This is a genomic window from Endozoicomonas euniceicola, from assembly GCF_025562755.1.
Classification (GTDB): domain Bacteria; phylum Pseudomonadota; class Gammaproteobacteria; order Pseudomonadales; family Endozoicomonadaceae; genus Endozoicomonas_A; species Endozoicomonas_A euniceicola.
This window is the reverse complement of sequence record NZ_CP103300.1, coordinates 4,932,798-4,945,599: the sequence shown is the minus strand read 5'-3', so window position 1 is coordinate 4,945,599 and position 12,802 is coordinate 4,932,798. Positions and strand designations below refer to the sequence as shown.

The following is a 12,802-nucleotide window of genomic DNA, read 5'->3' as shown; positions in this document are numbered from 1 at the left end:
TATAGTAAACGTCGTTTGCAGGTGATAATGCCTGAAAAACCACCATTCAGTAACAGTATATTATGCGTACTCCGGTAAGGGGGCGGGACTGTCGCCGGCATTTTGTTAGCCTTGCTAACCCCTTTGTTTTTAACTTCAGTGGCTTCCGTTTGTACTATGCAACAACGCATTTTACAGGAGTCACAAATATGATTAATTCTGACCGTGGCAGTCATCAGGCAATAACGGTAAGGCCTAAGGAGCCAGTAGAACATTCGGAGTCCGACGGTGAGAAATGTTCTGTCTCCGGCCATTCTACGGCAGTGCGGGGACTCGCCGTTCTGCCTATTATTTCACGCAGTCCGATTGATCAGCCATCCGGAATGCCAGGTCAGGCAACCGTTCAGAGAGCGTCTGTTTCCACGGCTGACGGGGTAAAAACACCTGTAGAATCGTCCAGTGGTAAATACTCAGAGAAGGTTATTGAAAAAGCCAACGACTTGTTTGATTGCCTCCATAAATTGACTGAAATTGAAGTATTAGCTCTAAGTTCCTACTCTACCGATGGTTTGTTTCCTTACTTATGCTCTGAACTGCAAGGTAGTCTGGTTTGTGAGGTGGTATCAAAGAAGCTGACTTGCTTATTGAGTGATGAGGGGTTAAACGGCGAGGAAAAGGATCAAGCAATGAGGCTCGTTGTGAAAAGATTTAATGAGAGCTCTGACTACAGTGACTTTCAGAAAAAGGTAATCAATGATTTTTTTGAAGGTGTTTTTGTCTACTTAAAACAAAAAGCTGTTTTTAACGACTGGGAGTCGAAAGGAGCAGGATCCACATCAACAGCTCCTTTTCATACGTCAATGCATAAGCTTATGGCCGAAGGAAATAAACGTGAAAATGATACGAGTTGGTTTTGTTTTAATAACGAAGTTGGCTATCTGGATCGCTGTTGCAGTGCTTTCATGTTTTTGATCAATGAATTAACAATGCATCCAGATATAGAAGTTAATATGGCTTTGCTTAATAAAGCCGCTGGAATTATTGGCTCTTTAGTATGTATGAATGACAGCCTTTATCGTGTAAATGCCAATAAAGGTGAAGATAATACTTTCTTTATTGAGCTGTTGAAGAAAGGGCGAATACACAATAAAAGTAATTTATCTGATAAAGATTTTAAAAGCTTGTTGATTGATTTTTTTGAAGAAGAAATGAAAGAAAATGGCAGTAGTTGTTTTTGCATTGATGATATATTGAAAAATATATCTGAACATGAAGGTCAGCCTCCATACTTTGAATTTACTTTTAAAGAAAGCAGTAACAGTACAGATAAGAAATTGCTTACATTCGAAATGGAATACAAAAGCAAAGATAAACAGGCAGATTGTGATGAGTTACTAAAAAATTATTACAAATCCGTAGCGGATAAAAATGAAATGCTGGAAATAATAGAGGAGGTTGTGAGTGTATGTTGTGAAATACAAAGGCGACACCCAATTGGAGATGGAAACGGAAGGCTCTTCTTTTTTATCTTATCATCCGTCCTGCTCTATCAGAAAGGTATTTGGTTAAAAGAAACTCTTTATGACCCATGGCCACTGATTGACTCAAAACCACCCGTTTATATTGCCGCTAAGCTGGTTGACCTTTGTATCAAGCGTCCTGTTTTCAGTAGTCCGCTGGACTGGAAAGCTGGATTAAATGAAGAAGAAAGAGCCCGTGTATTTTGTGCTGTGGGTGAGCTTGAAGAATTTAAAGAAATTATTAATAGAAAACCTGAATTACTCAATGCAGAATTCAGGACAAGTAACATGTATTTATTAGAGGCAGCTGCCATGAATAACAGGACTGAAATTGTTAAGTTTATTTTGGAGAACTACCCTGAAAAAACGAGCCAGAATAGACTTCATTATTTGCTGAACTCTTATTATTCCAAGAACTTTGAAGCCGAACTGGTAGACGTTATCCAGAAGGCTATTCTGCGTATTTCATTGAAACGAAAGCGGTCATTTAATGATGTCCGGTAAAAGCCAGTGGCAAGCCCATATTATCGGGCAACAAAACGGCACTGCCCACTCAAACAAGGGATGCTCCACCAGAGAACCCTGTGTCCAGGCACCTCCGCAGGAGTAACAAATATGATTAATTCTAACCGTGGTAGTTCTTGTCAGTCGACAATGATAAGGCCTAAAGAGCCAGTAGAACATTCGGAGTCCGACGGTGAGAAATGTTCTGTCTCCAGCCATTCTACGGAAGTGCGGGAGCTCTCCGTTGCGGCTATTATTCCTCGCAGTCCGGTTCATAAGCCATCCGGAATGCCAGGTCAGGCAACCGTTCAGAGAGCGTCTGTTTCCACGACTGACGGGGTAAAAACACCTGTAGAATCGTCCAGTGGTAAATACTCAGAGAAGGTTATTGAAAAAGCCAACGACTTGTTTGGTCACTTCCATGCTTTGATTAAAAAAGATCCTTTAAATGCCTATTCAACCTATGGTCTGTTTCCTTACCTGAGTCCTGAAAGTCAAGGCCGTATTTTTTGTCAGTCTGCATCAAAGAGACTGACATGTTTACTGAGTGATGAGGCGCTGAACAGCGAGGAAAAGGATCAAATATTGAAATTCGTTGTGAAAAGATTTAACGAGAATCATATCTACAGTGAGTTTCAGAAAGAAATAATCAATGATTTTTTTGAAAGTGCTTCTGTCTACTTAAAGCAGAAAGCAGTCTTTAGTCATTGGGAACAAAAAGGAGCAGAATGCACATCAACAGAACCTTTTTATACATCAATGCACCATCTCATGGTAGAAGGAGCGCGTCGTCAAGGTGATGTAGGCTGGTTTTCTTTAAATGATGAAGTGGGCTACCTGGATCGGTGCTGTAGTGCTTTTATGTTTTTAATTAATAAATTAATAATGCAGCCTGATAGAGAAATTAATATGGCTTTGCTTAATAAGGCTGCTGGAATTATTGGCTCAATAGTGTGCTTTCCAGGTAACTGTTATCCAGTGAGTGTCAATAAAAATGAAGACAACACTTTCTTTTTTGATATGTTACAAAAAGGGCGAATATACAATAAAAGTAATTTGTCTGATAGTGATTTCAAATGTCTTTTGAATGATTTCTTTGAAGATGAAATGAAAAAAAATGGGAATAAGGTTTTTTCTATTGAAGACATACAAAAAAATGTACCAGAGTATGATGAAGTGCTTCCCTACTTTAAATTCATTTTTAAAGAAAAATGTACAGACGAAAACTGGCTTTCATTCAAACTTCAATACAAAAGCAAAAATAAACAGGCGGATTGTGATGAGTTACTAGAAAATTATTACAAATCCGTAACGGATAAAAATAAAATGCTGGAAATCATTGAGGAGGTTGTGACTGTATGTTGTGAAATACAAAGGCGCCATCCCATTCTGGACGGAAACGGAAGGCTCTTCTTTTTTATATTGCCAGCTGTCCTGCTCTATCAGAAAGGAATCTGGTTAAAAGAATCACTATTCAATCCATGGCTACTGACTGACTCAAAGCCACCCACTTATATTGCAGAGAAAGTTGTTGGCCTTTGTATCGAACGACCCATGTTCAGTGGTGAGCTGGATTGGAAAGCGGGATTAAGCGAAGCAGATAGTGCTCGTATATTTTGTACTATGGGTGAACTTGAGAAATTTAAAGAAATTATTAATAGAAAACCTGAATTACTCAATACAAAACTTCGTTCAAGCAACATGTCTTTATTTTGTGCAGCCGCAAGGAATAACAGGACTGAAATTGTTAAATTTATTTTAGATAGTTACCCTGACAGAACGGGTTTGGCTGAACTTCAGAACTTGCTGATAGATAAGGAGAGTCAAGGCTACGACCCCGAGTTGCTGCAAGTTCTTCAGGACGCTGTTTCACGTCTTGAATAAAAACCGGCAGCTTCGGTTATAGTAGGGAAATTACCGAAATAGAAAATTCATCCACAATGTCTTAGGGAAGCAGCAGAACATAATATACCGCTGTTGGCTGTTGGCTGTTGGCTGTTGGCTGTTGGCGGTTGGCGGTTGGCGGTTGGCTGTACGAGCAGCTAATAGCCAAAAGCCAACAGCCAGGTAAGTTATTGAATGCTGCGCCCCTTATTGATATCTGATAAAGTCTTTCCAACAGGCAACTCACAGACCACATAAATCACGAGTCCACCAACCAGGGGGCGCATGTATTGCCAATAGATCGGATCATTCCATGAGGGCCGAAAATCAGCCCCTGCTATCCGACAAACGCCATACAAGACGAATTGGTTACCAGCTATTGACAGAGGCAGTGTCATTGCTGGTAACCGGTCAAGAATGTTTTCAGACAGTGTTATGTTGTTTGAGTGGGAAGGATAAAGGGTGTCTGATTGTGTCTGTGAGTAAGTTTTCCCCACTGAAATAAACAACCAGAGAAAAAAATAAAAACAACGATCCATTAGTTTTTTCCGGACTACCTTCAGGCTGTTCAGCAGCAGCAAGAAATGAGCTGGCAGTATAGGTGACTAATGGATAAATACATTGCGTAGACATATTACCTCAGCCTTTTAAGTAACGTTTTTTCAAGTGTTCTTTAAAAAAGCTGGCATTCAGGTCTTCCCCTGTCGCTCTGACCATCAGTTCCGATGTGGTATAGCGACTGCCCTGGCTCCAGATATTGTCTTTCAACCAGTCGAAGACAGGGGACAAGTCACCACTGCTGATTCTGGAGTGAACATCGGGAATGCTGGTCTGGATAGCGGCAAACAACTGCGCTGCATACATGGCGCCTAACGTGTAACTGGGGAAATAGCCAAATGCGCCGAGAGGCCAGTGGATATCCTGCATGCACCCATCTTTATAATTGCCCTGCGTGGAAAGGTTCAGGTATTTCTGCATTTTCTCATTCCAGGCATCCGGCAGATCAGCCACCGTCATATCGCCATTGATCAAAGCCTTTTCAATGTCATAACGCAGAATAACATGTGCCGGATACGTCACTTCATCCGCTTCGACCCGAATAAAGCCGGGGTTAACCTGCCGGTAAAGGGTTTGCAGATTATCCAGCTGATAGGCAGGCAGTTCTTTTCCATTGGTGAGGTGCTTCAACAACAGAGGACGAATCAGGGACAGGAACTCGCGACTGCGACCAAGCTGCATTTCAAAGAACAGGCTCTGCCCTTCATGGATGCCCGTTGACCGGGCATAGCTGACCGGCAGTTCCAGCGTATCCTTCGGACGACTCTGTTCATAACGGGCATGGCCGGTTTCATGAATAACGCCCATCAGCGACTCAATAAAGTCATCATCCCGGTAGCGGGTCGTGATTCGAACGTCTTCAGCCACACCACCACAGAAAGGGTGGGTACTGACATCCAGCCTGCCCCGGTTGAAGTCGAAGCCCAGCAGTGTCATCACTTCAAGACCCAGAGCTTTTAGTTTGTCGATGGCAAAAGGCCCTTCAGGCATCAGGTAGTCGCTGGACTTCTGTCGTTCGGTAGCCTGCTGCACATAATCCGGGAGCCAGTTTTTTACGTCCCCGAACAGTCCGTCCAGTTGCTTGCAGGTCATACCGGGCTCATACAGTTCGAGCAGGGCGTCATAAGGATCAACGCCTGAGGATTCTGCACGAATACTGGCTTCTTCCCGGGTCAGGCGAAGCACTTCTTCAAGGTTTTTGCTGAACCCCTGCCAGTCATTCTCAGGCCTTTGGGAGCGCCAGGCGTGTTCGCAGTCTGATGTCACCAGCGACTTGGCTTTCACCAGATCGGCGGGTATGACAGAAGCCTGCCGCCATTCCCGTGCCATCTCTCTCAGGGAGGCTTGTCTGAAACTGTCCAGGGGTGCCTCGCTGGCTGCTTGTATCCAGTCCCCCACTTCGCTGGCGGTCAATAGCTCGTGGGTGAGGGTTGAGAGTTCTGCCAGTGCCTCCGAGCGAGCCTGGTTACTACCGGAAGGCATCATGGCCGCCTGGTCCCAGCTGGCGATGGAACTCAGATGGTTGAGTCGGTGTAGCTTGGTGAAACGTTCGGCCAGCTTATCGTAGGCGATATTATTTTGATCACTCATCAGGCTTGTCCCGGGTTGATTCATTCTCAGTGTATCGGTTGCTCCTGCCTGTGGGAACCGACTTGGTAACAGACGCAGAAACACCGTTGATTCATTGTGAATATAAAGACTTTTTCTATACTGGCTCCATGAAAAAAATACAGTTTCTGCTGGCGGGCTTTATTTTGTTCTCGTCAGTGTGTTCCGGTGAAGCGTGTGCAGGTAAGGTACATACCGGTGAATCCAAAGAAGTCAGCCAGAAGGCATTAAACCATGCTGAAGAACCTTCTTACTGTCAGTCCCTGCAGCCATCGGCTGCCGACCGCCTGGCCCTGCCTGAATGGGTGCTGGGCTCAGGTTCGGTTCTTAAGCGCCAGGGGTGTTGGAAGTCCCATATCCACTGGGGCGAACTGGCGCTTGAGACCGTCAGGAAACACAAACAGTTCAGCCAGGAGCGGGCGCTGTTGCTCAGCCTTGCCTCCAGCTTTTTCTATTTGGGTGAATATGCCCACTGTCTGAGTTTTGCCAAGGCCGCTGAAACGTTGTCAGACCCGAAAAAAGACTGGCGCTCCATCGTTGAAAGCCTTTATCTGCAATCGGCGGTTGCCAGAGCCAAAAACGACGGTGGGGCTGTCAGTCTTGCTGAAAAGGCACTGCCTATTATCGACCAACAGAAAGAACCTGCTCCGTTCCTGCGTGGCAAGGTGTTATATAACCTTGCAGCGGCACTGACCGATGGCAAAGAGCGTAATCTGGAGCGTGCCAGGGAGGCGCTGGTGAATGCCGAAACCTTGTTCAAAGAGGCGGGGAATCAATACGATGTGGTCAGAGCGGTAATCAGGCTGGCGCGGGTTAATTATCTGCAAGGGCGATACTCTCAGGCGCTGACACGGCTGAATGGTATTCAGTTTCAGTTAGGGCCACCCCGAACCCGGATGCTGTTTTATCAACAGCGTGCAAAGGTGCTGCTGGCGATGAAGGAGTGGCAGAAAGCAGAAGTGGATGCAGGAAAGGCTAAGGAGCTTGCAATGGCGTTGTATGCCAGGAAAGACCTGGATCGTATTGCGTTATTGCAAAAGCGTATTTCTGAACGCTCGACGGTTATTAATGATTAACCGAACTCAAGCTGTCTCCAGGTACCAGTTTGCTTGCGGTCCGGTCCCTTTGTCAGCAAAGCTGCGGTTTGAATCCGCAGCAATAACTTTAAGATATGTCGTAAGCTCGTATTGTTTTTATCTGTGAACATCCGAAGAGCTAACTTCGTATAACCAAACTTTTCCTTCATTCCCGGAGGTGGCCAACAGTTTGCCATCGGGGCTGAAGCTGATGCTATTTATGACCAGCTTTGAGTCATTTATGTGGTATACAACCGAATCGGGTTTATCAAGCGAGATTATTTTGGTATTACCCCTTTTATCATTTATTCCATCTATTCCAGCGATTGCTAACATAGAGGCGTCCTGATTGTACGCCATGCTGTTTATTTTGAGCATGTTGCTGGGGAAAGTATTTAGCGCTGAGTATTTCTCGGCAGGATGCCAGTCTGAATTCATGAGAAGTAAGTCAATGAGCTTCATTGGCCTCTGGTGTTTCGAAATTGCCTTTTTGCAAACTCCATCTTTCCTGTTGCTTGCGAAAATCCTGACTTCACGGCCATTTACGGATTCGAATGCTAACTCAGAACTGTAAGGACTTGAGGTGATGCCGAGACAATAGCCTTCTGCTGCTGGGAAGGACTGCACGCTCTGTAATTACTCAATAACCCCTACATTGACCACATGGAAGCCAGCAAGAAGCATATTCAATAACATCCGCCAGCCTCGGAAACGAACCGGTGCCGTTTAACCTGTCTGTCAGACAATCCCAAAATGAAAGACCATGCTGGCGACACGTTTTCTTCAGGCTGGCAAAGGTGTCGCGACATTGCCGCCCGGCATTTTATCCCCAGCTCCTGAAAAGCGAACGACTCCTGACCATGTCGGACGGAGCCTTCCGGAATATCTTCAGGAGATAAGCAGTGTTCTTCAGAGACAGGAGGGCTGGGAGGCTGAGACCTTTTTTTGCGAGTAGAGTCATCTGGTTTGTCTACTCTGATTTCCGGTCTGGTGCGTCATCCGGCCTCAATCATTCATTCGAGAGCCTGGCGCATACTCAGCATCAACAGATCAAGGTCAGCCAGAACCTTCGTCACCGAAGCATCACCAGAAGCGTGACCAGAGGCATCTTGGCCTTGAAGTCGTTGCTTATAAAACTCAAGGAGTTCTATAACAAATTTGAGACACTGGTTAAACTCCAAATCAGCTTGCCCAATTAAGCTATTCAACCGGAATCTCTCGCCACTGAAATGCATGGTCAGATCACCGCTAGTGGGCTGCCGGGAGTTAAGTAACTCACTTAGCGGTGTTTCAGCAGCTAAGTTATTGGGTAATGTCATGAGCTGCCTGCTTATGACATGAATCGTCAGCACCAGATCCTCTATTGCCCAAAATCTATGGGGCGGGCGACAAACATAATCAGGACTCTCCTGGCTTTCAGCATAATTTCTGGCTTCTCTGTAGCTCGTGAAAAGATAGCTGTGCGCTGCTATCAAAGCTTCCAGTAGATCGAACCGGGCAGGACGATTCAGAACTTCACTCAGTATGTTCTCCGGGGCAACCAAGAAACCGGCGTTGTCCATCAGATTACTGCCAGGAGGGGTTCTCAGACTGATGGTATCCTCATCGCATATATACCTGACCTGATGCCCGATATTACCTGTAAATACTCCGTGCTCAGGCAGCGGTGATACTTCCTCCAAAAGTTCTGCCCGCCTGGTGATTTGCTGGGTGTTGAATGTACGGGTAAGCCAGTAATTATTGCATCTGCCCTTTTGATAAGTTGAAATTACCGTTTCCCATGATTCAGGGAGTGGTATCTGGGCTGAAGCGCCTTCAGCTTGCTGTTCACCCTCATTCAGAACTCTGTTTAACTCTTCTCTTAAAGCCACTCCAAGGCCTTCTCTTTCAAACCCTTGAAAACTGATAAAATGTTCTCCAACCCGAACGGTTACATCTTCAGCACGAAGTTTGAAAGGTAAAAGTGCGACACATAAATAGAATACCGAAAACAACCAGCAACTCTTCATTTTTTCTGAAAACCTGACGGTTCTCCTGACCAAATAAAAACGACTCATAACAATCCTCCCCAAACTGATAAATCTACTTTAGCAAAATCGTCGTAAACCCTCGCCCAATGCGGGCGGGGATATAAGACGGGAAGGCGCAGAGCCTTCCGCCATCAATCTGGTGTACTCTGGCTATTAACGTAGTCCTTCAGAGTCTCGATAGTTGCACCGCCAGCACTGCAAGCAAAGTAAGACCTTGACCACATTAAGCCTGCTTTGCTCTGAGCAGTAAGGTGGGTATTCAGCATTCGCAACCGTCTTGATGATGTTTATTTGAGATTATTTACCATGACACTGATAGCCAGTTTTGGTGGGTAGGCCACCAACAGGGGTACGTGATCTTTTTCGCCATCCATTTCAAGTAACTGGCATTCCAGTTTTTCACATGCACTCTCGAACGACTCCCGTAACTGCTTGATCATATAGCCATCAAAAAGCTTTCGTCTGTACTTTGTCGTGAACACCAAATGAACAACCAGCTTGGTAACGCTATGTCGTTTGCGAAGATACCCTTTAAGTAAATCTTTATTGTGTGCGCTCACTTGAAAACCTCTTTCAAATACCTGTAATATAGAGCTTATATTAATGAGCACTTAAATAACGTTCCATGCTGAGAGCCACCAAAGTACGAATCTATCCAACATCAGAGCAGGCGGAATTTCTCGACCGTCAGTTTGATGCTGTGCGGTTCGTATGGAACAAGGCCCTGGCTATTAAGGTTCATTATTACAAGGTTCGTGGGCAGAGCCTTTCTCCCAAAAAACACCTGAAGCCCTTGCTGGCAAAAGCCAAGAAAAGCCGAAAGTACTCATGGCTGAAAAACGCTGACTCTATTGCACTGCAACAGGCCACTATCAATCTGGATACGGCCTTTCAAAACTTTTTCAATCCCAAATTGCAGGCAAGATTTCCTCGCTTCAAGAAAAAGCATGGCAAGCAAAGTAGCTACCATTGTACGTCTGTCTCTGTGGGCGATAACTGGATAAAAATCCCCAAGTGCAAGCCCATAAGGGCTAAAGTGCATCGTGAAATAGTGGGTAAGGTGAAGTCTATCACCCTGAGCAGAACGCTAACCGGCAAGTATTTTGCCTCCATATTGGCTGATGATACCCAGGAACAACCAAAACAGATTGATAATCTTGAAGCTAATCAGGTTGTCGGTGTTGATATGGGGATTACTGATCTGGCTATCACCAGTACCGGCCATAAGACTGGCAATCCTCGCTTTCTGAAAAAAGCACAACGTAACCTGAAAAGAAAACAACAGGCTCTATCTCGCTGCAAGAAAGGCTCAAAAGGTAGGCACAAAGCCCGTTTATTGGTGGCAAAGGCGCATGAGCGTGTAGCCTTTGCCCGTAATGATTTTCAGCATAAGCTATCAAAACAACTCATCGACGAAAACCAAGCGGTGATTGTGGAGACACTGAAAGTTAAAAACATGCTCAAGAACAAGCGTCTTGCTCGTTCTATTGCTGATGCTGGCTGGCACTCACTGATAACCAAACTCGAATACAAGGCAAAGCAGGAAGGTAAACATCTGGTGAAGATAGACCAGTGGTTTGCATCCTCTAAAACTTGCTCAGTCTGCGATTTGAAACAGGAAAAAATGCCATTGAGAATCCGATCATGGGAGTGTAGCTGTGGTGCTATCCATGACCGGGATATTAATGCAGCTCGCAATATCAAGAAGCAAGGCATATTGAAATTAAAGGCGGAAGGACTGTCCGTTTCTGCTGATGGAGGCTTGCGTAAATCCGGCAGACTGTCGGTTGCTGCCTAAGAAATCAGAAGCCTCACCCGATAGGGTGGGGAGCAGTCACTAAACCTGTCTCCTTATTGTGTAAAACCGACATTCACCACCCAACATGACATTTTCCTAATACCTGCTATCTATCAGATAAGCAAATATCAAGAAGCCTTGTTATGCCTCCTATTCAATACCACTCTCAGGTCATGGATCATCTCGGTCTAGTGGCTGGAATGTGCAAAGAGCTGGGCATTGCCGACCATATCGACAGGCGCGCGCCCAAAGTATCTGACGAATGGAACATCTCCCACGGTGAGGCCGTTGTCGCGATGATTATCAATGGCCTCGGCTTTACGGGGCAGTCTCTCCACATGTTCCCTCAGTTCTTCTCCAATAAACCCCTCGATAAACTGATCAGAGAGGGGATTGAGCCCGAACACATAAACGACAAAGTTCTTGGAAGAACACTGGATGAACTGTTTGAACTGGGTGTCAGTAAAGTCTATTTTGAGCTGGCTATCAAGGTGGCTACGCATCTCAAATTGCCATGTGATGCACTCAACCTTGATGGCACAGGATTTCACGTCGATGGCCGTTATAACAGCGAGGAGGAAGTAAGTGACGAGGACCTCAATTGCATCAGGCTTTGCAAGGGCTACAGCCGAGATCATCGTCCTGACCTGAACCAGGCCATATTGCTCCTGCTGACCGAAAACCGGGCAGGCATTCCGATGTTTATGAAAGCAGCCAGCGGTAATGTGACGGACAAGACCAGTTTCAAACAAGTGGTTTCTGAGCATATAAAGAGCTTCAAGGCGGCACTGAATGCCCGTTACTTCATCGGTGATGCTGCATTGTATGTGGCTGAAACCGTTCAGGAACTGAGTCAGCAGGATCAGTTGTTTATCTCCAGAGTTCCTCTCAACATTGGTGCAGCCAAAGAACTGGTTCAAAGTGCGCCATTGCGCTCAATGGTTGAGGTTGAAGGGTTTGAGCATTACGAATCTGTAGAGACTCTGTCTGACTATGCAGGTGTCGTACAACGTTGGGTACTGTTTCGAAATAATCAAAGCCAGAAAACAGAACAGAAGACACTGACAAGGCGTATGCAGAAAAAGTCCCTGAAGGAGTTCAAGGAACTTGAGAAATTGGGCAAGAAGCCATTCTGTTGCGAATCGGATGCCATGGAAGCTTTCAAGCTATGGCAAAAACAGTCCGTATACTGCCAGGCTGAACCTGAGATCATCGAGAGTCCCTGCTATAAAACCAAAGGCCGTCCTGCTGATGGGACGGTTCCCGACCACTATGAATATTATGTGACAGGCTCCTGCACGGTTGCTGTACAGACTCGTCGTGATGCAGAAGCATCGTTGGGTTGTTTTGTTCTGGCAACCAACGATACAGATACAGTCCGGCTTGACGCTGGCGAACTACTGAGGACGTATAAATCCCAGCAGCAGGTTGAGAGAGGTTTTCGCTTCCTGAAGAGCCCTGATTTTCTGGTGTCTTCACTGTATCTCAAAAAACCTGAGCGTATTGAGGCCCTGTTAATGGTGATGACACTCTGTCTTATGGTCTATGCTGCAATTCAGCATCGAATCCGCTATGAACTGAAAAGGCAGAGCCGAACGTTCCCGGACATGAAGAAGAAACCAGCCCAGAACCCAACGGGCAGATGGGTTTTCCTGTGCTTTGATGGGATTCATGTGCTGTCGGTTAACGGGACGGAGAAACACATGGTTGGAATATCAGAGAGGCAATCGACGATCATTTTTATTTTGGGCTCAACGTACCAAGAAATTTATTCCTGAATAGGGTGGTGAATGACGGGTAAAAGCTTCCATAACAAAAAAGAGCTCAGACAAAGAGCTCTTTTTT

Annotated in this window: 8 protein-coding genes and 1 pseudogene; 5 read left to right on the top strand and 4 right to left on the bottom strand. The window is 45.4% G+C overall.

Going from position 1 to position 12,802, the window contains the following annotated elements:
* The first annotated feature begins 188 nt into the window (after window positions 1-188).
* Window positions 189-2,003: a hypothetical protein gene (locus NX720_RS20030; RefSeq protein ID WP_262596987.1), complete on the top strand. Its 1,815-nt coding sequence runs from the start codon at window positions 189-191 to the stop codon at window positions 2,001-2,003.
* Between the two features lie 111 nt (window positions 2,004-2,114).
* Window positions 2,115-3,887 carry a hypothetical protein gene (locus NX720_RS20025; protein ID WP_262596985.1) on the top strand — a complete coding sequence of 591 codons (1,773 nt, stop codon included), beginning with the start codon at window positions 2,115-2,117 and terminating at the stop codon, window positions 3,885-3,887.
* A gap of 639 nt (window positions 3,888-4,526) precedes the next feature.
* Here NX720_RS20025 and NX720_RS20020 read toward each other — a convergent pair.
* Complete coding sequence (locus tag NX720_RS20020) at window positions 4,527-6,035, bottom strand: carboxypeptidase M32 (RefSeq protein WP_262596984.1); 1,509 nt, start codon at window positions 6,033-6,035, stop codon at window positions 4,527-4,529.
* 62 nt (window positions 6,036-6,097) lie between these two features.
* Between NX720_RS20020 and NX720_RS20015 the strand changes: the two genes are divergently transcribed.
* Complete coding sequence (locus NX720_RS20015) at window positions 6,098-7,129, top strand: tetratricopeptide repeat protein (protein WP_262596983.1); 1,032 nt, start codon at window positions 6,098-6,100, stop codon at window positions 7,127-7,129.
* 117 nt (window positions 7,130-7,246) lie between these two features.
* Here NX720_RS20015 and NX720_RS20010 read toward each other — a convergent pair whose 3' ends face one another.
* The 3 genes and pseudogenes from NX720_RS20010 to tnpA all read right to left on the bottom strand — a co-directional run bounded on the left by NX720_RS20010 (window position 7,247) and on the right by tnpA (window position 9,719).
* Window positions 7,247-7,756 (bottom strand): WD40 repeat domain-containing protein, encoded by a 510-nt coding sequence (locus NX720_RS20010; protein ID WP_262596981.1) that lies wholly within the window; start codon window positions 7,754-7,756, stop codon window positions 7,247-7,249.
* A 386-nt stretch (window positions 7,757-8,142) separates the two neighbouring features.
* Window positions 8,143-9,000 carry a hypothetical protein gene (locus tag NX720_RS20005; protein ID WP_262596980.1) on the bottom strand — a complete coding sequence of 286 codons (858 nt, stop codon included), beginning with the start codon at window positions 8,998-9,000 and terminating at the stop codon, window positions 8,143-8,145.
* Between the two features lie 290 nt (window positions 9,001-9,290).
* Window positions 9,291-9,719, bottom strand: a pseudogene (gene tnpA / locus NX720_RS20000) (IS200/IS605 family transposase).
* Between the two features lie 65 nt (window positions 9,720-9,784).
* Here tnpA and NX720_RS19995 point away from each other — a divergent pair.
* On the top strand, window positions 9,785-10,957 hold the full coding sequence (locus tag NX720_RS19995; protein WP_262595363.1) for an RNA-guided endonuclease InsQ/TnpB family protein: 1,173 nt from the start codon (window positions 9,785-9,787) through the stop codon (window positions 10,955-10,957).
* A 143-nt stretch (window positions 10,958-11,100) separates the two neighbouring features.
* Window positions 11,101-12,735: an IS1634 family transposase gene (locus NX720_RS19990; RefSeq protein WP_262596076.1), complete on the top strand. Its 1,635-nt coding sequence runs from the start codon at window positions 11,101-11,103 to the stop codon at window positions 12,733-12,735.
* Window positions 12,736-12,802: the final 67 nt, after the last annotated feature.